Consider the following 20,520-nt stretch of genomic DNA (forward strand, 5'->3'; position numbering starts at 1 on the left):
CGCCGCGGCGCTCGCGGCGGCGGGCACGGCGTTCGGCACGCGCCGCGGACGGCGCGGGCGGGCCGTGCAGGGCGCGGAGGACTGAGGCCGGCCCGGGTGCCGGCGGCGGGTGCGCCGCCCTTGGCGGCCCTCGGAACGGGACCGGGGCCGGAACCGGGTCAGAAGACGACCCGGGCGTCCGCGAGCGCCGACGCGGTCTCCTCGTCGCCCTCGAAACGGAGGTCGCCGCGCGCCGGCCTGCCCGACAGGTGACGGGCGAAGGCGACGGCGTCCGCCCGCAGCGTGACCGCCGGGGGGCCGTCGCGGTCACCGATCCGGTAGCGGCCGCCGATCGGTCCCGAGAGCTCCAGCAGGCACGGCGGACCGGTCCAGTCCAGGGCCAGGTCCAGCAGGATCTGGTGCATGATCTCCCGGTCGTGCTCGTCCAGGACCGGCTCGGCGCCTGTCGCGTCGCTGATGTCGATCCGGTGCATCCACATGTCACGCGCGACCAGGACGCTGTTCAGGTACTCCATCGAGTCCTCGGGCAGCGCCCTGCCCTCCGCCGGGAAGACCAGACTGGTGCGCAGGCGCCGGCGCAGCGGCTCCGGCACGCGGGCGAGGCCGCGCACCCCCCGCCGGCCGAACTTCGCCAGGTCGTGCACCAGCCGCTCGGGAGGCAGGTCCGCGCGCTCCTCGATCTGGCTCTCGTTGTGGCCGTCCAGGGCGCCGAGTTCCGGGTGCCGGGTCCGCGCCCGCCGGATCCGGGTGAACATCAGCCACGGCTTGGCCAGTTCCTCGCACTGGCCGACCTCGTGCGCGGCCATGTCCCGGACGGACCAGCCGGTGCAGGAGGTGGGCCGCGACCACGCGTCGGCCGGCAGTGAGCCCAGTACGTCGAGCGAGGCGCGCACCTCCGCGTCGTTCACCGTCCGCGCGCGTATCCCCGGGGTCCGGGGGATGTCCCGGGCGGAGACGGTCGTGGCCGTGGTCATACCGCACCTCCTCGGCCCCCGACGTCCACGGTACTCCGGCGGGGTGGGCGGACACGGGCCCCGGGACCCGCTCAGCCCCAGAGCGCCCCGCCCAGCGCCACGCCCGCGTACATCGCCCCGAGGCCCGCCGCCAGGCTGCCCAGGACGTTGCACGCCGCGAGGAGCGGGGAGCCGTCCTCGGCGAGGCGCAGCGTCTCCCAGGAGAAGGTCGAGTAGGTGGTGAGCGCCCCGCACAGTCCGGTGCCGAGCAGCAGTTCCAGCCGCTCGCCCGCCGCCCCGGCGGCCGCGGCGCCGGTCAGCAGTCCCAGGGCCAGCGATCCGGCGGCGTTGACCGTGAAGGTGCCCCACGGGAGGACGGCGTCCGGCCCCAGCCGCAGCTGCACGGCCCGGTCGGTGAGGTGGCGCAGCGGGGCGCCCACCAGGGCGCCGGCGATCACCAGCAGCCAGTTCACCGGCGCCTCCTGGCCCGCAGACCCCGGCGGGCGGCCGCCGAGCCCAGCAGCACGGCGGCCATCGCCGCGGTCAGGGTTCCTGCGAGGTGGAGGAGCGCGAGCAGCGGCTCGCCCGCCTCGTGCAGCCGCCGGACGTCCAGCGCGTAGGCGGAGAAGGTGGTGAAGCCGCCGAGCACCCCGGTGCCGAAGAACGGCCGCAGCAGCGGGTGCGGCGCCCGCGTCCCCTCGGTGACCAGGACGGTGAACGCGCCGATCACGGCGCAGCCGGTCACGTTGACCCAGAACACCGCCCAGGGGAAGGCGTCCGCGGCGGCGGGCCAGCGCAGGACGGCCGCGTACCGGGCGCTCGCGCCGAGCGCGCCGCCGAGCGCGACCGCGGCGACGACGGGGACGTCGGCGCGCCAGGCCCGGGGGGAGCGGGGAGGACCCGGCGTCCGGGTGTCCGGCGTGGTCCGGTCCGGGGCGGCCGGGTACGGGGCGGCCGGGTACGGCGTGGGGGCGTCACTCATGTCGGTCGGCCAGTTTATCGGGCCGCCGTCCCGGCCGTCGCCGCCGGCGGGAAAGGGGCCGGTCGGCCCTACGCCGGAGGAGCCGTGCCCTGACAACGTGATCGGTCCACCCTGTCGGACCAGGACGCCCACGTCCCGCGAGGAGCCCGGGAGCCCGCATCATGCCCACCCGTACCGTCACCGTCGGTGTGGACGGCTCGTCCGAGAGCCTCGCGGCCGCCGACTGGGCCGCGCGGGAGGCGGAGTTGTGGGGGCGTCCCGTGAGGCTGGTGCACGCGGGGTCGTGGCGGCCGTTCCCGTCGGCGGCCGGGGGACGGCGGGAGGGCGGCGAGGCGGAGGCGGCGCGGCGGCGGTGGGCGCAGCAGGTGCTGCGGGAGACCGCCGAGCGGCTGACCGCGGCACGGCCGCGGCTGCGCGTCACCTTCGAGCAGGTGCGTGACGCGCCGGCGCCGGCGCTGCTGGACGCGGCGTCGCACGGGTTCCCGCTGGTGCTCGGGTCACGGACGGTCGCGGGCGCGCACGGTCACGAGGACCTCTGGGCGGTGGGGCCGGTCGCGCTCGCGGTGGTCGCGCAGGCGAGCGGCCCGGTGGTGCTGGTCCGCGCGGGCACGGCGCCGCCGGAGGAGGACCGCCCGGCCGGGGCGGTCGGACCGTCGTGGGGCGTTGCCCCGTACCGGGACGTGGTGCTGGGTCTGGGCCCGGGGCGGCCGGCGGCCGGGGCGTTGGCCTTCGCCTTCGGCGAGGCCTCGCGGCGGCGGGCGCGGCTGAAGGTCGTGCGCGCCTGGCGGCGTCCGCCCGGCGCGGACCCGGGGCGGGACCGTGAGCTGGACCGGGACGCCCGGCAGGCGCTGCGGGACGTGCTGGAACCGTGGCGGGAGCGTCACCCCTCGGTGCGGGTCGCGGTGCGGACGGGGTTCGGCGGCGCGGCGGCGCTGCTGACCGACGAGGCCGCGGAGGCCTCGTTGCTGGTCGTGGGCCGCGGCGGCGCGGACGGGCGCGTCGGCGGCGTCGTCCGGACGGTGCTGCGGCACTGCGCGTCCGCGGTGGCGGTCGTCCCGGGGTGAGGTCCACGGCTCCCCGGCCGCCCGCCGGGACCCGGGCGGCGGGCCGGGTGGGCGTGCGCCGGATGCGGGGCCGGCCGGGGGCGGCGAGCATGGGGCCATGGCGGCGCACCTGAGAACCCTCGTCTACCCCGTCGGCGACCTCGACGGGGCCAGGGCGCTGTTCCGCGCCCTGCTGGGCGTCGAGCCGCACGTCGACGAGGCGCACTGGACCGGGTTCCGCACGGCCGACGGCCAGGAGGTCGGGCTCGATCCGCACGGTCACGACTCCGGGCTCACCGGTCCGGTCCCCTACTGGCACGTCGACGACCTGCCGGCCACGCTCGCCGCGCTGCTGTCCGCGGGGGCGGAGGCGGTGCGCGACGTGCGGGACGTCGGCGGCGGGAAGCTGGTGGCGACCGTCCAGGACGCGGACGGCAATCTCGTCGGACTGGTCCAGGACCCGCCAGGGACGGGGCCGGCGGCCGCCTGACGCCCCGTCCGACAGGGCGCTCCCGGGGTCTCCCCCACCGGACGGCGCCGTCCTACGATGGGCCCCATGGCAGCGGACACGGCCGGTGCGAGGCTGGAGCAACGGTGGCGCGGCATTCTCTCGGTCCATGCCCGAACGGTCTGCGAGATCGACCGGGTGCTGCACCCCCACGGGCTCTGCGCGAGTGACTTCGAGGTGCTGGACGTCCTGGTGTCCGGGACACCGGACGGTCCGGGCGTCCCCTGCCGCGTGCAGGACATCGCGGAGCGGGTCCACCTCAGCCAGAGCGCGCTCTCGAGGCTGCTGGGGCGGCTGGAGCGCGAGGGGCTGCTGGAGCGGACGGTGTGCCGCGAGGACCGGCGCGGTGTGTGGGTGGCCCCCACCGTGCGAGGCCGTGAGCTGTACGCCCTGGTCCGCCCGCTGCAGCGCGAGGTGCTGTCCCGCACCCTGGCCACCGACTGACCCGTCCCGGCCCGCCCGGGGCCGCCGGTCCGTGGACCGTGGACCGTGGACCGTGGACCGTGGACCGTGGACCGACGCGGGTCCCGCCCGGCGGCTTCTCCGGGGAGCGCCGCCCGCCCTCGTCCCCCGTGGCCGTGTGCGGGGCTCCCGCGTCCGCAGCGGTGCGGAACGGGCGGGCACAGGATCCGTGTAACGGGAAGGCAACAAACCCCCCGCGCCGTTCCTGGCCGGCACGGCGCTGCGCCAGGATCGAAACGCGGAAGGGCCGACTGTCACGCCCGACCGGGCAGTCGCCCCGTCGTCCGGAAGCAACCCCTGGCTCACGCAGCGTGGCCCCAGCCCTCGAGGAGATGTCGCATCGTGCCCACCATCAGGAAGACCGCCCGGAGCCTGTTCGCCGTGGCGTTACTGGCCGCGGGCTTCAGCGTCGTGACTCCGACGAATGCCGCGCACGCCATGAATCAGACGCCCTGCACCAGTGGCGACTTGTTGCACGTGTGGGGCCATTACAGTCGTCCGCTGATCGTCGGCCCTTCCGGGCCCTTCGAGTTCTGCGCCGCCAACGCGGGAACCATGAGTCTCGGAGCCGGCGCCTGGGTGGACAAGATCTCCACCGGGAACAACGACATCCAGATGAACGACGCCAACGGCGCGGCCGTCAGGATCAGTCGCTGGAACATCGTGACCTACCCCAACCAGCCGCCGAACATCACGTCCATCCAGATCTTCTGAGGTGCCGGCACGTCCGGCGGCGGCGCGCCCGGGACCGTCGCCCGGCGCCGGACCGGTGCGGGGCGCACCCCACACCGGAACGCCGGCGCACGACTGCGGCCTCGGGGCGCGCGGCCGGGGCATCGGCACCGCCGCGGCGCCTCCTCGTCGGCCGCCTGTTCGCGCACTCCTCCGCCGTACGGCCCGAAGCGGACACCGGGACCGGCGACGCCGCCGGGCAACGATCCCCGGAGAAGACCGGGTTCACCCGCGAAGGCGTGATGCGCGCCGCGGGGTTCCGCGACGGCATCGGCGGGACGCGGTGCGGTACGCGGTGACACGAGGAGACACCGCGCGGTGCCGCTCAGCCCTCGACCCCCGTGGCCGAGTGCGGGGCACCCACCGGCTTGGACTCCGGGCTGCCGCGCTGGCGCAGGTAGATGGAGAGCACCGCCATCGACGCCACCGCGAGCAGCTCGGACTGCCAGTTCTGCAGCGTGCGGCTCCAGAAGTCGGCGGAGGTGACGTAGCCGCCCCAGCCGACGGGGCCTTCCAGGGAGCGCAGCCGTTCCTCGTTGTACGCGGCGGTTCCGGTGACCGACTGGGCCAGCCAGGAGAGCAGGAAGATCCCGCCCATCACCAGCCCCAGCGAGCGGGAGAACAGCACTCCGCGCCACCCCGGGGCGGACGCCCAGCGCGGCGAGTCCGCCCGGGCGTGCGTACCGGTCCGCTGCTCCCGGTCCGACTCGGTGCCCGCCCGGCCGATCTCCTTGGACTCCGGCGAGCCGCGCTGCAGCAGCCACACGGTGCCGAAGATGTAGAGGAAGAACTGCAGGTACTCCGACTGCCAGTTCTCGGTGACGTCCACCGCGAAGTCCGAGGAGGTGGCGTAGGCGAGGAGGCCGACCGGGGGCAGCCCTTCGGAGACCAGGTCGTTGTTCAGCTCGGCGCGGCCCGCGAGGAGCTGGCCCGCCAGGGTCGCCAGGAAGCCCAGCAGGAACACCAGGCCCAGGCTGTTCTCGCGCAGGAAGCGGCCGGCGCGCCCGGCCCGGCCGTCGCCGTCGGCCGGGGTCATCGGTGCGCCAGTCCCAGCGCCGTGAAGTAGGCGAGTCCCGCGAAGATGATCAGGAGGGTCGCCGTGAACATCACCCGCACGTCCGTCACCCGCCCTTGACTCCGCAGCGGTAGGGCCGGTCGGGCCGCGGCTCGCAGCCGGCGGCTGTCACCTTCCACCCGCCAGGGAACCGGGAGAGGAAGAGGGTGTCGCCCTCCAGCACCACCCGCGCCCGGTCGCCCCAGACGTCCACGGCGCGCACGGCTCCGGCGGGCGGGAGGTCGTCCTCCTCGACGGCCTGGCGGATCGCCTCGGGACAGCCGCTCCTCGCGGTCTCCTCCAGCTCGTCCCGGGTGCCGGGAGCGAGGGCGGCGCACAGCAGGGCGTGCCGGCCCGCGTCCCGGGCGGCCTCGAACCGGACGGCCTCCGCCCCGGCCGCGTTCCGCCGTTCCTCCACCACGCCGCAGGCTCCGAGCCCGGCGAGCGCCAGGGAGACCGCCGCGGCCCGCACGGCCGCCCCACCGCACCTCCTGCCTCGCATTCCGCCTCCCGCCGTCGGGGTGCCGGTCCCGCTTCCGTCCGCCCATCCGAACCGGGGACCGCCCCGCCCGCAACCGGAGCGGCCCGAACGGGCCGGTCCCCGGCCGCTCCGCGCCCGTTCACCGCGCGTCCGGTTGCGGGCGCCCCTCGGGGCGCTTACTCCTGATGGACCGGCAGGTGATGACCGGGCGACCCGGCCCGGCGCAGGGGAAGGCGACGAGGTCACGCATGCGCGAGGTCCGGTGGTCCAGGAAGGCCGCGCTCTGCGCCGCGGCGGCCCTGCTGCCCGCGCTGTTCACCGGGTGTGCGGGAGGGACCGGGCCGGAGCGTCCGGACCGCAGGATCACCGTGTGGTCCCAGGAGAGCCTGCCGGACCGGATCGCCGCCACCCGGAGGGTGATCGACCGGTTCGAGCGCGGCACCGGCGTCCAGGTGGAGCTGGTCGGAGTGGCCGAGGCCCAGATGCCGCAGCTGATCATGTCCGCCGCGGCCTCCGGCACCCTGCCGGACGTGATCGGCGCGGCCACGCTCGGGCAGGTCTGGCAGATGTACGGCAACGGACTGCTGAACACCCGGGTCCCCGGCCGGGTGGTCGGGAAGCTGGGGCCCGGGACGTTCGACGCGAACGCCCTCTCACTGGCCTCCGACGGCTCCACGCGCCTGGCGGTGCCCTCCGACGCCTGGCTGCAGCTGCTGGTCTACCGCGAGGACCGGTTCGCGCGGCGGAACCTGCCTCCGCCGGACACCTACGGGCGCGTGCTGGACGCGGCGGAGCGGCTCACCGGCGGCGGCCGGGACGGGATGTCCGCCGCCACCGACCCCGCCGACGTCTTCACCTCGCAGAGCTTCGAGAACCTGGCCCTGGCCAACGACTGCCAGCTGGTCGAGGCGGGGCGGGTGGCCCTGCGGTCGCCGCCCTGCGAGCGGGCGTTCGCCGTGTACGACCGGCTCGCCCGGGACTACGGGGCGCCCGGGACCCAGACCGTGGACTCCACCCGCGCCACCTACTTCGCGGGCCGCAGTTCCATGGTGATCTGGTCGTCGTTCCTCCTCGACGAGCTGGCCGGACTGCGTTCGGACGCCCTGCCGAGCTGCCCCGAGTGCGAGGGCGACCCGCGGTTCCTGGCCGAGAACAGCGGGGTGGTCACCTCGCTGAAGGGCCCGGACGCGCGGGAACCCGCACAGTTCGGGGAGGTGACCTCCTGGGCGGTCACCCGGACCGCCGAGGAGGAGGCCGCCCGCCAGTTCGTCGAGTACATGATGGGCCCGGGCTACGAGGGCTGGTTCGGGATGGCTCCCGAGGGCAAGATCCCCGTCCGGCGGGGCACCGCCGGGGAGCCGGACCGCTACCTGCGGGCCTGGCGGAGCAGCGGTCTCGGGGTGGACACGCGCCGGCCGATCGACGAGGTGTACCCGCCGGAACTGCTGGACCGCCTGGTGGACGGGGTGCACCGGATGCGCCGCTGGGGCATCGCGCAGGGCGAGGGCGCGCTGGTCGGCGCCGCGGGCGGTGAGCTGCCCGTCTCCAGGGCCATCGGCGCGATGACCGGCGGTCAGCTCTCCCCCGCCGGCGCGGCCGCCCAGGCCGGCGAGGAGGTCGCCTCCCTCCAGGAGTCGCTCGACCGGCCCGCCCGGCCGGCGGGGTCGCCATGAGCGCGGCGGCCCCCGGACCTCCGGCGCAGCCCCGCGCGCCGCGGCGCGGCCGGCCGATGACCGCGAGCCGGCGCGCCAACCGGGCCGGCATCGCCTTCGTCTCCCCCACCTTCCTCGTGGTGCTGGTGGTCGTCGCCCTGCCCATCCTGTGGACGGTGCTGCTCGCCTTCCAGGACGCGCGGCTGGTCGACATCCAGGGCATGGGCCTGCTGGGCGACTGGACCCTGGAGAACTTCTCCGAGGTGTTCGGCTCCGGCGGCTTCTGGGAGAGCCTGCTGGTCACCCTCGTCTACACGGTGGGCGGCACGGCCGGTTCCATCCTGCTGGGCCTGGTCGCCGCGCTGGCCCTGCGGCCGCGCTTCCGCGGCCGGGGGCTGCTGCGCGCCGCGATGCTGCTGCCGTACGTCGCCCCGGTGGTCGCCGTGACGTTCGTCTGGGAGGTGGCCCTCTCCCCGCAGTACGGGATCGTCAACGACTGGGGACGGCGGCTGCTCGGCTGGGACGACCCGATCGCCTTCCTCTCCTCCCGCCGGTACGAGGTCGGCGTCCTCGGTCTCCACGTCGACGTCCCGCCGGCGCTGCTGACGGTGATCGCCTTCGAGTGCTGGCGCTACTTCCCGTTCGCGTTCCTGTTCGTCCTGGCCCGTCTGCAGGCGGTCCCGCCGGTCCTGGAGGAGGCGGCCACGGTGGACGGGGCGACCCCCACCCAGCGGTTCCGGTACGTCCTGCTCCCCCAGCTGACGCCGGTGATCGCCCTGCTGTGCGTGCTGCGGTTCATCATGACGTTCAACAAGTTCGACGACGTCTACCTGCTGACCGGCGGCGGAGCGGGCACCGACGTGGCCGCCGTGCGGGTCTACGACTTCCTCACCGCGCGGTACGACGTGGGCGCCGCGGCGGCGCAGGCGCTGGTGCTGGCCGCCTCGCTGATGGTGCTGCTGGGCCTGTACTTCCGGTTCTTCGGCGACAGGGCGCGGGAGGAGCAGGCGTGAGCGTCTCCCGGGCCCGTTTCGAGGAGCGGCTGTTCGCGGTGGTGCGGCCGCTGGTGATCGTGCTGCTGGCGCTGATCACCCTGGTGCCGTTCCTCTACATGGTGCTGCTGTCGGTGAAGCCGGTCGACGCGCTGCTGCTGGAGCCCGGGGCGCTGTGGGTCTCGGCGGAGGACTTCACGGTGTCCACCTACCGCGACGTGCTGCGCTCCTCCGGCGCGGGCGGGCAGGGCTTCCTGCGGTTCCTGCTCAACTCGGCGCTGGTGTCGCTGGGGACGGTGGCGCTGACGCTGCTGGCGTCGGTCCCGGGCGCGTACGCGGTGAGCCGGCTGCGGTTCTTCGGGCGGCGCCAGGTGAGCGCGCTGTTCCTGGCGGTGTACCTGTTTCCGGCCACCCTGCTGGCGGTGCCGCTCTTCGTGATCTTCGCGCGGCTGGGCCTGTCGTCCGGTCTGGTGGGGCTGGCCGTGGTCTACGTGGCGCAGACGGTGCCGGTCTCGGTCTACATGCTGAAGAACTACCTGGTCACGGTGCCGGTGTCGGTGGAGGAGGCGGCGGCGCTGGACGGCTGCACCCGGCTCCGGGCGGTGCGCGAGGTGGTGCTGCCGCTGGCGATCCCCTCGCTGATGGCCACCGGCCTGTACGTCTTCATGATCGCTTGGAACGAGTTCCTGTTCGCCCTGCTCTTCCTCGCGGCGGACCCGGAGAAGTGGACCGTCTCGCTGGGGCTGGCGCAGCTCGCCGACGGTGTGGAGGTGCCCAAGACGGTGCTGATGGCCGGGTCGGTGGTGCTGACGATCCCGGTGGTGGTCCTCTTCTTCGCCGCCGAACGCCTGCTGACGGAGGGTCTCACCAGCGGGGCGGACAAGGGCTGAGCCGAGGGGCCCGAAGCGCCGGTTCCCGCCATTGTGGGGCCGGGCGGGCACCGGCGGGGCGGAGCGGGCACGCCCGCGGAGACGGCCGGTCAGGGCCGCCGGACACCCGCGGACCGGGCGGTTCCGCCGGGCGGCGCGGGGCCGGCGGGCCGCCGGAACCGGCCGCGCGGCCGGGTACGCGCTCTGGCGGCGGTCCGAAGGCGTTCCTAGGGTGACGCGACGTCCCACTCCCGACCGCCTCCGGAGGCCAGCCATGTCGGTCGACGACGCAGCCGCACCGCTGAGTTACCCGTTCCCCTCGCAGTCCGCGCTGGAGCCGCCGGCCGAGTTCGCCGAGCTGCGGGAGAGGTGCCCGCACGCGCGGATCTCCGTGGGCGGCGGCGAGATGACGCTGCTGACCCGTTACGCCGACGTCCGCGCCGTCATGGGTGACCCGCGCTTCTCCCGGGACCTGTCGGCCGAGGGGGCGGTGAGCCTCAGCGCGGACGGCACGGACCTGTTCAGCCAGGGCGACTCCGGGAGCATGGCGACGTCCGGCGAGGCCCACGGGCAGTGGCGGCGCATGGTCAGCCGCTGGTTCACCGCCAAGCGGATGACGGCGCTGAGGCCGGAGATCGAGCGGATGGCGGACGAACTCGTCGACGTCATGGCCGAGCACGGTCCGCCCGCCGACCTCGTGGCCCACCTGGCGTTCCCGCTGCCGGTCCGGGTGATCTGCTCGATGCTGGGCGTGCCGGACCAGGACCGGGAGAGGTTCGCCCACTGGTCGCACGTGATGATGAACTACAGCCGGTTCTCCAGGGAGGAGACCGCCGTCTCGGCCGCGGAGTTCGACGCCTACATGCTCGGCCACATCGAGGCCAAGCGGCGCGACCCCAAGGACGACATCATCAGCAACCTGATCGTGCAGACCGACGGCGCCGGCTACCGGATGGAGGGCGCCGAGCTGCTCGGGACGGCCAAGGGGCTGCTCGCCGCCGGGCACGAGACCACCGCGAACAGCATCGGCAAGATGACGGCGGCGCTGCTCGCCGACCGCTCCCGCTGGGAGGCCCTGCTCGCCGACCGCTCGCTGATCCGCACGGCGGTCGAGGAGGCGCTGCGGTTCGACGCCCAGCTCGGACTGGGTCTGCCCCGGTTCATCGGCGAGGAGGTGGCGGTCGGCGACGCCGTGCTGCCCGCCGGGACCACGGCGATGCTGAGCATGGCGGCCGCCAACCGGGACGCCACGGTCTTCGAGCGGGCCGACGAGATGGTGCTGGACCGCAGCCCGAACCCGCACATCGCCTTCGGCGTCGGCCCGCACTCCTGTGTCGGCCAGGCCCTCGCCCGCACCGAGATGCAGGTGGTGCTCGAGGTGATGCTGCGGCGGCTTCCCGGCCTGGAACTCGCCGTCGAGGTGGACGAGCTGGCACTCGACGACGGCCTGATCGTCACCCCCCTGACCGAGCTGCCGGTCCGCTGGTGACGCCGGGGACGGCGGGGACGGCGGGAGAGGGGACGGCGGGCGTGAAGGTGACCGTGGACCAGGGCCTGTGCTGCGGCGCCGGTCAGTGCGTGCTGGTGGCTCCGGAGGTGTTCGACCAGCAGGAGGAGGACGGGCTGGTGCTCCTCCTGGACCCGGAGCCCGGCGCACGGCACGCCGCCGCGGTCCGGGAGGCCGCGGCGACCTGTCCGACGGGGGCCATCGGCCTGGCCGGGGAGGGCTGACCCGAGGCGTTCCCCGCCCCGCGGCTTCGCCCGCGGCCGGTCCGCGCGGGTGCCAAAACGGCGCCCGCGTTCACGCGCGCAGGACCGGGAAGTCCATCCCGGCCCACAGCGCCCGCGGTACGGCGGGCAGGCCGGCGCCCGAGTGGTCGTCGGTGGTCCACACCCTCGCGTGCGTGGTCCGGCCGTCGACCGCCGGCCAGCCGGGGTCGCCGGTCGCGGCGAAGTCGGCCCACGCGCGCACCATGCGGCGTGCCAGTGCGTGGTCCGCGGCGGTGGGCGTGCCTCCGACGAGGAACGCGAGGCGTTCGTCCCCGAGGGTGCCGAAGGCGAAGGGGACGTCCGCGCAGTGCCAGGCCCGCACGTCCCCGTCCGCGCCGGCGCGCCGCCGGTCGAAGCGCGACAGGTGGGCCCGGCCCCCGGCCCGGGCGTGGAGCTCGGCGAGCCGGTTGGCGTACTCGCCGAACAGCAGGTCACCGAAGACGGCGAGGTAGACGTCGAGCACCGGTGCGCCGGGCATCGCGGCGCGATAGCCGTCCACCAGGCCGTCGGGCAGGCCGAAGTCCGCGGCGAAAAGCGCCAGTCGCTCGTCGGTGGTGACCTTCGCGCTGCTGCCGACGGCGTCGAGCAGCCAGTACTCCTCGGTGGTGTGACAGACCAGCAGGTCCACGTCCCGGGCGGCTCCGGCCGCGATCCCCGTGAGGGGGTCGGTGGTCAGGACGTCACCGTCGAGGACCGGGGCGTAGAGCGAGGGGTCGTAGTGGCGCGACCCGGAGGCGGGGTCCCGCCGGTAGCGCTCGACCACCCGGTCGGAGGCCTCGACCAGGGCCTGCGGGGTCGTCGCCGACAGGCCTTCGGGGGTCGCGGGGCAGCCCGCCGCCGCGGCCACCTCACGCGTGGTCGCCGCGGCGATGCCGGGCGTGTAGCAGGGGCTCGCCGGGCTGTGGACGACGGCGCGGCGGAACAGGCCGCGGGCGCGGTCCGCCACCATCAGGCAGGCCACGGCCGCGGCTCCGGAGGACTGGCCGGCGACCGTGACGTTGCGGGGGTCGCCGCCGAACCCGGCGATGTTCTCCCGCACCCAGCGCAGGGCCGCGATCTGGTCGAGCAGGCCGCGGTTGTCCGGGTGACCGCCCGCGCCGCCGCCCGGGACGTGGCCGAAGCCCTCGAAGCCGATCCGGTGGTTGAAGGTCACCACGACGAGCCCGGCGCCGGCCGGCGCGGTCCCGTCGAAGTCGGGCTGGGCCGAGGAACCGAAGGTGTAGGCCCCACCGTGGATCCACACCAGGACGGGGAGGCGGCCTCCGTCCGGAGCGGGCGTCCAGACGTTGACGGTCAGGACGTCCTCGTCGCCGGGCGACCACACGGGCGCGCCGGGAAGCCGCGCCGACTGCGGGGCGACGGGGCCGAAGCGGACGCAGTCCCGCACCCCGGTCCACACCGGTGGCGGGAGCGGCGCGCGGAAGCGGGCGGCGCCGAAGGGCGGTGCGGCGTAGGGGATGCCGAGGACGGCGACGACGTCGGCGGAGACCCGGAAGCCGCGGACCGGACCGCTCGTCGTCCTGAAGACGTCCGTGGACACTGGCTGACCCCGCCTTCCCTGGCGCACCGGATCGCCCGGACGGGCGGGACCCAGTTTCACGTCGTCGGGCACGCCCGGTCCAGCGGAATTCGGGCGTGCCGGGTCCAGCGGGATTCGGGCGCCCCGGTCCGGCGGGAGAGGAGCGTCACGCCGGGCGTGTCCGTGACGCCGGCGCCGGACGCGTCCTCCTCCGCGCGCCCCGGGCGGCTCAGGCCTCCGCCGGGAGGCGCAGCGCGAGGACGGCCATGTCGTCGCGTCCGTCGCCGGGGTGGTGGTCCGCCAGCGCGTGCACCAGATCCTCCACCGGCAGCTCGGCGTGTACCAGCGCCAGTTCGAGCAGGGCGTCCATGCCCTCGTCGATGGAGTGGGCGGGGTGTTCGACCAGGCCGTCGGTGAAGAAGACCACCGTGGCCCCCGGCGGCAGTCTCCTGCGGTGGTCCGGGCGCGGCAGCGCCGGGTCGACCCCCAGCGGCACGCCCGGCTCGTGCAGCAGATACTCGGCCTGCCCGTCCGGCATGATCACCAGTGGCGGGAGGTGGCCGGCGGAGCACCAGTGCAGGACCCAGTCCTCCCTACCGGGCTCCACCCGGGCCACCAGCACGGTGGTCACCGCCGGACCGGGGCCGGCGGCCACGGTGACGTCCAGCTGCCGCAGGACGTCGCTGGGCGGGGTGCGGCGGTCGTAGAACAGCGCCCGCAGCATGTTGCGGACCTGCGACATGACGGCGGCCGCGGGCAGGTCGTGGCCGTAGACGTCGCCGATGACGATGCCCAGCGCGCCGTCCGGCAGCCGCAGCGCGTCGTACCAGTCGCCGCCGAGGTGGTGGGGCTCGGCGGCCGGGCGGTAGACGGTGGCGGCGGCGTAGGGAAAGAGGTCGGGCAGGGTGGGGAGCAGCAGGCGCTGGAAGGTCTCGGCGCTGTCGCGGACCTGCTCGAAGAGGCGAGCGCTCTCGATGGCGATGCCGGCGGCGCCGGCCAGGGCGACGAGGACCTCCTGGTCCCCCTGGTCGAAGGCCCGGCCGTCGTGGCGTTCGGAGAGGTAGAGGTCGCCGTAGATCTCCCCGCGGACGCTGATGGCGACGCCGAGCAGGGACCGCATGGGGGGATGGCCGGGCGGACAGCCGACCGACGCGGGATGGGTGGAGATGTTCTCCAGCCGCAGCGGCTCCGGATTCCGGATCAGGAGGCCGAGCACGCCCTCACCGTGCGGGAACTCGATGCCGGCCAGCGCCTCGTACTCCTCCTCGCTCAGCCCGACGGTGATGAAGTCCTCGAGGGCCCCGCCCTCCTCGTCCAGCACCCCGAGCGCGCCGTAGCGGGCGTCGCAGAGCTGCATCGCGGTGGTGACGATGCGCCGCAGCACCTCCCTGAGCTCGAGCTCGGCGGTGATGGTGAGCACCGCGTCGAGCAGTCCCTGGAAACGGTCCTTGGTGGAGGCGAGCGCCCTCAACTGCTGGGCGATCTGGTCCATCTCGGAGTCCAGGCGCCTGCGCAGGTCCCCGAAGGGTTCGGCGCCGCCGGACGGCTGCCCGCTCACCGCGCCCGCCTGCCGGCTCCCGCGCCGGGGCGCGGGAGCCGCCGGACCTGCCGATGCCTCGCGCGGTGCACCCCGCCTCCCGTCCCGGCCGTGAACGATCCGCCTCCACCCTGGCACGGGGGCGTGCCGGCAGGCCCGTCCGGTTGCTCCGAACGCGCAGGGGCGGGCGGGCCGGCTCAGCCGGCGGGCGTCAGGGTGACCGGGACGCCGTTGAGCACGGCGGTGCCGGAGAGCGGGTCGAGGAGGGTGCCGTCGAGGAGCTGGTTGACGTTGGCGCCGGGGGCGGCCGAGGCGTGGCCGGTGCGGGTCCCGGGCCGGTCGTGGCCCCAGCCGTGGGGCAGGCTCACCACGCCTCGGCGCACGGCGTCGGTGACCTCGGCGGGGACGGTGATCTCTCCCCCGGCTCCCTTGACGCGCACCGGCGCGCCGTCGGTGATGCCGTGCAGGGCGGCGTCCTCGGGGTGGAGGTGCAGGGTGCAGCGGTTGGAACCGCCGGTGAGGGCGGGGACGTTGTGCATCCAGCTGTTGTTGGAGCGCAGGTGCCGGCGTCCGACGAGCAGCATGCCCTCGGGGCGGTCGCGCAGCGCGCGGCGCAGCCGCGGCAGGTCGCCGGCGATCGGCTCGGGCAGCAGTTCGATCTTCCCGCTGCGGGTCCGCAGCACCTCGTCGAGCCTCGGCCGCAGCGGGCCGAGGTCCACGCCGTGCGGGTGGTCGAGCAGCACGCGCAGGGAGAGCCCGCCGGGGCGCGCGCCGAAGCCGTCTCCGTAGGGGCCGAGACGCAGCATCATGTCGAGGCGGCGTTCGGGGCCGTCCTCGCCGGTGAGTTCGGCGGTGAGTTCCCCGGGGTCGCGGCCGTGCACCGGGGAGTGCGGGTCCTCGACGGCCCGGCCGAGGGTCCGGGAGATCACGGCGGCGTCGACGGCTCCCGGGTCGGCGCCGGGCGCGCCGCTCGCGGCGAGGACCAGCCGGGCGAGGATCTCGGTCTCCGCCATGAGGCCGGGCTCGAGCGGGACGGCGGGTCGTGTGTAGCGGGCCTGGTTGCGCACCGCGAAGGAGTTGAGGGCGAAGTCGTGGTGCGGGCTCTGGGCCGGCGGGGGCGGGGGCAGCACCACGTGGGCGTGGCGGGACGTCTCGTTGAGGTAGGGGTCGACGCTCACCATGAAGTCCAGCGAGGCGAGCGCCCGGTCCAGGCGGTCGCCGTCGGGCGCGGAGAGCACGGGGTTGGCGGCGACGACGACCAGGGCGCGGATCGGCTCGCCGTCGTCGGTGGCGGTGTCGATCTCCTCGGCGAGCGCGGCCAGCGGAAGTTCGCCCTTGACCTCGGGGTGCCGGGAGACCCGGGAGTGCCGGCGGCCCAGGGTGAAGCCGGGGCCCGGGCCGGCGGGGCGCGGCGCCCGGCCGGTGGCGGCCTGCGGGAAGAGGGCGCCGCCGGGGCGGTCGAGGTTGCCGGTGAGGATCGTGAGCACGTCCACCAGCCAGCTGGCGAGCGTTCCGTGGGGCACGGTGCAGCTGCCGATGCGGCCGTACACGGCGGCGGTCGGCGCGGCGGCCAGTTCGCGGGCGAGCTCCCGCACCACGGCGGGTTCCACGTCGCAGACGGGGGCGACCGCCTCGGGGGTGAACTCCCGCAGGGCGTCGGGGAGCCGGTCGAGGCCCTCGAGGCGGGGGGCGAGGCCGCCCGGGCGGGCCAGGTCCTCCTCGAGCAGGACGTGCGCCATCGCGGCGAGCAGCAGGGCGTCGGTGCCGGGACGGACGGCCACGTGGCGGTCGGCGAGCGCGGCGGTGCGGGTGCGGCGCGGGTCGATCACCGTGAGGGTGCCGCCCCGCTCGCGCAGTGCCTTGAGGCGACGGGGGAAGTCGGGTGCGGTGCACAGGCTTCCGTTGGACTCCATCGGGTTGGCGCCGACGACCAGCAGGTGCTCGGTGCGGTCCAGGTCGGGCACCGGGACGGCGTTGGGGTCGCCGTAGAGCAGTCCGCCGGAGACGTGCTTGGGCATCTGGTCGAGGGTGGAGGCGGTGAACAGGTTCCCGGTGCCGAGCGCACCGAGCAGCGGACGCGGGTAGAGGGCGCCGGCCACGGTGTGCACGTTGGGGTTGCCGAGCACCACGCCGACGCCGTCGCCGCCGTGTCGCCCGAGGACCGGGGCCAGCCCTTCGGCGACGGCGGCGAACGCCTCCTCCCAGGTGGCCTCGCGCAGTGCGCCGTCCTTGCGGACCAGGGGCGTGCGCAGCCGGTCAGGATCGCCGTCGAGCTGCCCGAAGGCCGCGCCCTTGGGGCAGATGAAGCCCTGGCTGAACACGTCGGCCCGGTCTCCCCGGGCACCGGTCACCCGGCTCCCCTCCACCGTGAGCACCAGTCCGCAGGTGGCCTCGCAGAGCGGGCAGATCCGCAGTGCCGTACGGGAGTTGGCGGCCTCGGACATGGTTCTCCTCCCGGAGCGACGACGACCCGGCCGAGCATACCGACCGGTACGCCTGCCGGGGAGGGTCCGGTCCGGCCGTTTCCGCGACGCGGCGCCGGCCGGGGCGCGCACGGGGCGACGCGGCGCCCGCCGGCGCGCGCGCCCTACCCGGCCCGGCCCGTGAAGACGCGGTCCAGCCGGTAGCGGATCGCCGCGACCGCCGACGGCACGTCACGCTGCCCCACCAGCACGCCGGTGCCCAGCCCGGCCGACATGGCCAGCAGGCTCACCGCCTCCAGCCGCGCGTCCACCTCGGCGGGCACCGTGCCGTCCGCCTGCCCGCGGGCCAGCAGCCCGGCGACCGCCTCCTCCGCGGCGTCCGGATCGCCGGTGAACGGCTGCCCGGCCAGCGCCTCGTCGCTCATGGCCAGCACCGCGTACGAGGTGTAGACGTGGTGGAAGACGCGGCTCTCCTCGTCCGCGGGCAGCGCCGCCATCAGGAGCGCCTCGACGGTCTCCCGCGGGCCGGGGCTTCCCGGCACCGCCGCCAGCCGGGCGGCGGTGCGGGCGGAGAACCTCTCCACCAGCGTCCGCAGCCCGTGCAGCAGCAGCTTCTCCTTGCTGTCGAAGTAGTACTGGACCAGCCGCAGGGAGACGCCGGCCTCGGCGGCCACGTCGCGCATGCCGACGGCGTGCAGCCCCCGCCGGTGCGCGACGCGCAGCAGCGCCTCGGTGATCTCGGTGCGCCTCTCCTCGTGATCCACGCGCCTGGGCATCGGCTGCTCCGCTCGTCGGCCTCCGGGACAGCGTGATGGTACAGCCGTACCACGTTCATGGTACGGTCGTATCACAAAACTTCGCACCCCTTCCCGGAGGCAGTCGTGCCCGAGAGCGCCGTCCGTACCCGCCCGGAGCTGGGCCACTACGTCAGCGAGACCCTGCGGGACCGTTACCTCGCCGCCTGCGACGCGGCCTTCGCGCTGGGCGCCCCCGTCCTGGAGGAGCTGGACGTCGAGACCTCCTTCGCCACGACCCGCGTCTACCGGCACGGCCCCGCCGACGCGGAGGCCCCGGACCGCGCCCCGGTGGTCCTGCTGCACGGAGCCGGCTCCTGCTCGGCCATGTGGTACACGGCCACCCCTGCGCTGAGCGCCGAGCGCCCGGTGTACGCGATCGACACCCCGGGCGACGCCGGCCGCAGCGTGCAGCGCGAGGACATCCACCGGCCGGAGCACTCCGCCCGGTGGCTGGACGAGACCCTGGCCGGTCTGGGGCTGGACCGCGTGCACCTGGTCGGCGCCTCCTACGGCGGCTGGCTCGCCCTGAACCAGGCGCACCTGCGCCCGGAGCGCCTCGCCTCGGTGACCGCCCTGGACCCGGGCGGCCTGGAGAAGGTGGGGCCGCGCTTCTTCGTCTGGATCTTCGCCGGCCTGTTCGCGAGCTTCGCGCCCCGTCGGCTGCGTCCGCGCCTGGCCGCCCTGCTGGACCAGCCGGTCCTGGTGATGCCGGAACTGCGCGCCATGGTCCAGACCGGAGCTCGCGCCTGGCGCACCCGCAGGCCCTCTCCGCTGCCGCTCTCCGACGAGGAGCTGGCGGCCGTCCGGGTCCCCCTCCACCTGGTGCTCGGCCGGCGCAGCCCGCTGATGCACGCCCAGGCACAGGCGGAGCGCGTCCCGCGGCTGGTCCCCGGCGCCCGGGTCGTCGTCCTCGACGGCACGGGTCACGGCCCCTGGATCGACCGGGCCGAGGAGACCAACGCCCGGATCCTGTCCTTCACGGCCGAGGTGGACGGCCGCTGACCCGGCCGGGCCCGCCACGGTCCGGCACGCCGGGGCGGACTCCGCCGGTGCGGTCAGCGGCCCCGGCCCGGTTCCGCCAGCCGGGCCAGCAGCGCGTCGGCCATGGCCCGCTCGCCGGCCGCGTTGGGGTGGAGGGGCGCGGCCGGGGAGGCCGGGACCAGCGGCTCCGTCCAGCGTTCCGCGGGCGGCCGGCAGGCGTCGTGGCCGACGGCCGGGGCGTAGGTGTCGACGTAGCGCGCGCGGGAGTCGCCGGCGACCTCGCGCAGCATCGCGTTCAGCCGCTTCGCGGTGGCTCGCATGTACGGCACGTCACCGGTCGCCGCCGCCACCACCGGCCAGCAGCCGGGGCCGCTCTCCGGCAGGATCGGCGGATACCCCAGCACGTACACCCGGGCCCGCGGCGAGCGCTCGTGCACGGCGTCCAGGACCTTCCCGACCAGCGGCGCGGCCGCCTCGACACGGTCCGCCAGCACGTCGGTGCCGCCGCCCGTGTAGTGCGCCGTGCAGGGCGCGCCGGCCGGGTCGGCGGCACCGAGGCGGCCGCAGGTGGACATGATCTCGCCGAATCCGATGTCGTTGCCGCCGATCTGCACGGTGACCAGCGTCGTGTCCTTGGAGACCGCGGTCAGCTGCGGCGGATTGCCGCGCTGCGGCCGCCACATGTCGGCGGTGGTCGCGCCGCCGCAGCTGACGTCCGTGAACGAGGCGACGCCGAGGGCCCGGGCGGTGAGCGACGGGTAGTTGCGGTCGGAGCGCGCACAGTCGGCGTCGACCTGCCGGGGGATGCCGGGCCCCGAGGTGTACGAGTCCCCCAGCGCGACGTAGTGTTCGGCGGGCGTCGCCGGGCTGGGCGCCGCTCCCCCGCCGACCGCCAGCGCCGCCGCGCCCAGCGCGGCGAGTCCGAGGAGTGCTCTTCGTCGGCTCTTCCCCATGGCTGTCCAACCCCTCTTGTCCTGTGGCTCCGTCGCCGATCGGCAGACTCGGCCGCGGGGCGGGCGGTGTCAATCCCCGGGGCGTGCCGTTCCGTTCGCCGGACCGGCCGCCGACTCGGCGCTATGGTGCGCGAGTTCGACATCACGTTCCCCTTTCGTACGTGTAGAGGAATCGCGCCATGCGTGTGGGAATCACCGGGCACCACGGCCTGAGCCGCCGGACCGTCGCCCAGGTACAGGAGTTGCTCGCCGAACGCCTGCGGCGTCACGACCCGCGGTCGCTGACCGTGGTCACCTGTGCCGGCGACGGGCCGGAGAGCCTGTTCGCCAAGGCCGCCCTGGACGCGGGCGCGGCCGTGGAGGTCGTCGTCCCCGCCCCCGACTTCCGCGGCACGCTGCCCGCGGAGCACCTCTCCGACCACGACGACCTGCTGAGGCGGGCGCGGGCCGTCCACCGGACCGGGCTGCCGTCGGTGACGCCCCAGGCCCGCCAGGCGGCGGGCGAGATCCTGGTGGGGCTGAGCGACGAACTGCTCGCCGTCTGGGACGGACTGCCCGCCCGCGGCGAGGGCGGCACCGCCGACACGGTCGCCTACGCGCTGGGCGTCCACGTCCCGGTCACCGTCCTGTGGCCCGAGGGCGCGGCCCGCTGAGGGCCCGCGGCCGGTCAGGCCTGCCCGCGCACCGCCGTGACCACGGCCAGCGCGGTGCAGGCCGCCAGGGCGAGCGCCCCGAGGACGCACCCGGCGATGCCGCGGAGGCCGCCGCCCCCGCGGGACCCGTGCGGGCCGCGGCCGGGCACGAGCCGGACG

21 protein-coding genes are annotated in these 20,520 nt (G+C 75.4%); 11 read left to right on the top strand and 10 right to left on the bottom strand.

Features of this window, described 5'->3' with window-relative positions:
* Positions 1-158: 158 nt before the first annotated feature.
* The 3 genes from A2U95_RS00785 to A2U95_RS00795 all read right to left on the bottom strand — a co-directional run bounded on the left by A2U95_RS00785 (position 159) and on the right by A2U95_RS00795 (position 1,935).
* The gene (locus A2U95_RS00785) at positions 159-974 is read right to left on the bottom strand and encodes a maleylpyruvate isomerase family mycothiol-dependent enzyme (protein ID WP_166020320.1); all 816 of its coding nucleotides are present in this window, start codon (positions 972-974) and stop codon (positions 159-161) included.
* 71 nt (positions 975-1,045) lie between these two features.
* Complete coding sequence (locus tag A2U95_RS00790; protein WP_166020321.1) at positions 1,046-1,426, bottom strand: fluoride efflux transporter FluC; 381 nt, start codon at positions 1,424-1,426, stop codon at positions 1,046-1,048.
* Positions 1,423-1,935, bottom strand: coding sequence for a fluoride efflux transporter FluC (locus A2U95_RS00795; RefSeq protein ID WP_166020322.1), 513 nt, complete (start codon positions 1,933-1,935; stop codon positions 1,423-1,425). Before A2U95_RS00795 ends, A2U95_RS00790 begins: the two co-directional genes overlap by 4 nt.
* Positions 1,936-2,096: 161 nt before the next feature.
* On the opposite strand from A2U95_RS00795, the gene A2U95_RS33305 reads away from it, so the two are divergent.
* The 4 genes from A2U95_RS33305 (at position 2,097) to A2U95_RS00815 (ending at position 4,662) form a co-directional block, all read left to right on the top strand.
* Entirely contained in the window at positions 2,097-2,999 is a 903-nt protein-coding gene (locus tag A2U95_RS33305; protein WP_166020323.1) for a universal stress protein, read from the top strand.
* A gap of 97 nt (positions 3,000-3,096) precedes the next feature.
* Complete coding sequence (locus tag A2U95_RS00805) at positions 3,097-3,468, top strand: VOC family protein (RefSeq protein ID WP_166020324.1); 372 nt, start codon at positions 3,097-3,099, stop codon at positions 3,466-3,468.
* 66 nt (positions 3,469-3,534) lie between these two features.
* Positions 3,535-3,930: a MarR family winged helix-turn-helix transcriptional regulator gene (locus A2U95_RS00810; RefSeq protein WP_166020325.1), complete on the top strand. Its 396-nt coding sequence runs from the start codon at positions 3,535-3,537 to the stop codon at positions 3,928-3,930.
* 360 nt (positions 3,931-4,290) lie between these two features.
* Entirely contained in the window at positions 4,291-4,662 is a 372-nt protein-coding gene (locus A2U95_RS00815; protein ID WP_240957148.1) for a beta/gamma crystallin domain-containing protein, read from the top strand.
* A 343-nt stretch (positions 4,663-5,005) separates the two neighbouring features.
* On the opposite strand, the gene A2U95_RS00820 is transcribed toward A2U95_RS00815, so the two are convergent.
* Positions 5,006-5,716, bottom strand: a complete 711-nt coding sequence (locus tag A2U95_RS00820) for a DUF6766 family protein (RefSeq protein ID WP_166020326.1) — start codon at positions 5,714-5,716, stop codon at positions 5,006-5,008.
* Positions 5,717-5,801: 85 nt separating this feature from the next.
* On the bottom strand, positions 5,802-6,236 hold the full coding sequence (locus A2U95_RS00825) for a hypothetical protein (RefSeq protein ID WP_240957149.1): 435 nt from the start codon (positions 6,234-6,236) through the stop codon (positions 5,802-5,804).
* Between the two features lie 227 nt (positions 6,237-6,463).
* Between A2U95_RS00825 and A2U95_RS00830 the strand changes: the two genes are divergently transcribed.
* The 5 genes from A2U95_RS00830 to A2U95_RS00850 all read left to right on the top strand — a co-directional run bounded on the left by A2U95_RS00830 (position 6,464) and on the right by A2U95_RS00850 (position 11,459).
* A complete protein-coding gene (locus tag A2U95_RS00830) occupies positions 6,464-7,888 on the top strand; it encodes an ABC transporter substrate-binding protein (protein WP_166020327.1) in 1,425 nt (474 codons plus the stop codon).
* Positions 7,885-8,880: a carbohydrate ABC transporter permease gene (locus A2U95_RS00835; RefSeq protein ID WP_166020328.1), complete on the top strand. Its 996-nt coding sequence runs from the start codon at positions 7,885-7,887 to the stop codon at positions 8,878-8,880. The genes A2U95_RS00830 and A2U95_RS00835 overlap by 4 nt, the downstream gene beginning before the upstream one ends.
* On the top strand, positions 8,877-9,749 hold the full coding sequence (locus tag A2U95_RS00840; protein WP_166020329.1) for a carbohydrate ABC transporter permease: 873 nt from the start codon (positions 8,877-8,879) through the stop codon (positions 9,747-9,749). Before A2U95_RS00835 ends, A2U95_RS00840 begins: the two co-directional genes overlap by 4 nt.
* Before the next feature lie 253 nt (positions 9,750-10,002).
* Complete coding sequence (locus tag A2U95_RS00845) at positions 10,003-11,217, top strand: cytochrome P450 (RefSeq protein WP_166020330.1); 1,215 nt, start codon at positions 10,003-10,005, stop codon at positions 11,215-11,217.
* Between the two features lie 41 nt (positions 11,218-11,258).
* Complete coding sequence (locus tag A2U95_RS00850) at positions 11,259-11,459, top strand: ferredoxin (RefSeq protein WP_166020331.1); 201 nt, start codon at positions 11,259-11,261, stop codon at positions 11,457-11,459.
* Between the two features lie 70 nt (positions 11,460-11,529).
* Here the strand turns inward: A2U95_RS00850 and A2U95_RS00855 are convergent, their stop codons facing one another.
* The 4 genes from A2U95_RS00855 to A2U95_RS00870 form a co-directional block, all read right to left on the bottom strand.
* On the bottom strand, positions 11,530-13,038 hold the full coding sequence (locus tag A2U95_RS00855; protein WP_166020332.1) for a carboxylesterase/lipase family protein: 1,509 nt from the start codon (positions 13,036-13,038) through the stop codon (positions 11,530-11,532).
* Between the two features lie 208 nt (positions 13,039-13,246).
* Positions 13,247-14,575, bottom strand: coding sequence for a PP2C family protein-serine/threonine phosphatase (locus A2U95_RS00860; RefSeq protein WP_420856939.1), 1,329 nt, complete (start codon positions 14,573-14,575; stop codon positions 13,247-13,249).
* Between the two features lie 176 nt (positions 14,576-14,751).
* Positions 14,752-16,998, bottom strand: a complete 2,247-nt coding sequence (locus A2U95_RS00865) for a molybdopterin-dependent oxidoreductase (RefSeq protein ID WP_166020333.1) — start codon at positions 16,996-16,998, stop codon at positions 14,752-14,754.
* 143 nt (positions 16,999-17,141) lie between these two features.
* Positions 17,142-17,753, bottom strand: coding sequence for a TetR/AcrR family transcriptional regulator (locus A2U95_RS00870; RefSeq protein WP_166020334.1), 612 nt, complete (start codon positions 17,751-17,753; stop codon positions 17,142-17,144).
* A gap of 105 nt (positions 17,754-17,858) precedes the next feature.
* Here A2U95_RS00870 and A2U95_RS00875 point away from each other — a divergent pair, with 105 nt between their 5' ends.
* The gene (locus tag A2U95_RS00875; RefSeq protein WP_166020335.1) at positions 17,859-18,776 is read left to right on the top strand and encodes an alpha/beta fold hydrolase; all 918 of its coding nucleotides are present in this window, start codon (positions 17,859-17,861) and stop codon (positions 18,774-18,776) included.
* Between the two features lie 53 nt (positions 18,777-18,829).
* Here the strand turns inward: A2U95_RS00875 and A2U95_RS00880 are convergent, their stop codons facing one another.
* Positions 18,830-19,708: an SGNH/GDSL hydrolase family protein gene (locus A2U95_RS00880; protein WP_166020336.1), complete on the bottom strand. Its 879-nt coding sequence runs from the start codon at positions 19,706-19,708 to the stop codon at positions 18,830-18,832.
* 179 nt (positions 19,709-19,887) lie between these two features.
* Here A2U95_RS00880 and A2U95_RS00885 point away from each other — a divergent pair, with 179 nt between their 5' ends.
* Positions 19,888-20,361 (top strand): hypothetical protein, encoded by a 474-nt coding sequence (locus A2U95_RS00885; RefSeq protein WP_166020337.1) that lies wholly within the window; start codon positions 19,888-19,890, stop codon positions 20,359-20,361.
* Positions 20,362-20,520 lie beyond the last annotated feature (159 nt).

Origin of the sequence: Streptomyces chilikensis, from assembly GCF_001642695.1 — a bacterium.
Taxonomy (GTDB): domain Bacteria; phylum Actinomycetota; class Actinomycetes; order Streptomycetales; family Streptomycetaceae; genus Streptomyces; species Streptomyces chilikensis.

Coding starts and splice junctions, on each gene's coding strand:
- A2U95_RS00785 (WP_166020320.1), bottom strand. CDS start 974: ATGACCACGGCCACGACCGTCTCCGCCCGGGACATCCCCCGGACCCCG.
- A2U95_RS00795 (WP_166020322.1), bottom strand. CDS start 1,935: ATGAGTGACGCCCCCACGCCGTACCCGGCCGCCCCGTACCCGGCCGCC.
- A2U95_RS33305 (WP_166020323.1), top strand. CDS start 2,097: ATGCCCACCCGTACCGTCACCGTCGGTGTGGACGGCTCGTCCGAGAGC.
- A2U95_RS00805 (WP_166020324.1), top strand. CDS start 3,097: ATGGCGGCGCACCTGAGAACCCTCGTCTACCCCGTCGGCGACCTCGAC.
- A2U95_RS00810 (WP_166020325.1), top strand. CDS start 3,535: ATGGCAGCGGACACGGCCGGTGCGAGGCTGGAGCAACGGTGGCGCGGC.
- A2U95_RS00820 (WP_166020326.1), bottom strand. CDS start 5,716: ATGACCCCGGCCGACGGCGACGGCCGGGCCGGGCGCGCCGGCCGCTTC.
- A2U95_RS00825 (WP_240957149.1), bottom strand. CDS start 6,236: ATGCGAGGCAGGAGGTGCGGTGGGGCGGCCGTGCGGGCCGCGGCGGTC.
- A2U95_RS00830 (WP_166020327.1), top strand. CDS start 6,464: ATGCGCGAGGTCCGGTGGTCCAGGAAGGCCGCGCTCTGCGCCGCGGCG.
- A2U95_RS00835 (WP_166020328.1), top strand. CDS start 7,885: ATGAGCGCGGCGGCCCCCGGACCTCCGGCGCAGCCCCGCGCGCCGCGG.
- A2U95_RS00845 (WP_166020330.1), top strand. CDS start 10,003: ATGTCGGTCGACGACGCAGCCGCACCGCTGAGTTACCCGTTCCCCTCG.
- A2U95_RS00865 (WP_166020333.1), bottom strand. CDS start 16,998: ATGTCCGAGGCCGCCAACTCCCGTACGGCACTGCGGATCTGCCCGCTC.
- A2U95_RS00870 (WP_166020334.1), bottom strand. CDS start 17,753: ATGCCCAGGCGCGTGGATCACGAGGAGAGGCGCACCGAGATCACCGAG.
- A2U95_RS00880 (WP_166020336.1), bottom strand. CDS start 19,708: ATGGGGAAGAGCCGACGAAGAGCACTCCTCGGACTCGCCGCGCTGGGC.
- A2U95_RS00885 (WP_166020337.1), top strand. CDS start 19,888: ATGCGTGTGGGAATCACCGGGCACCACGGCCTGAGCCGCCGGACCGTC.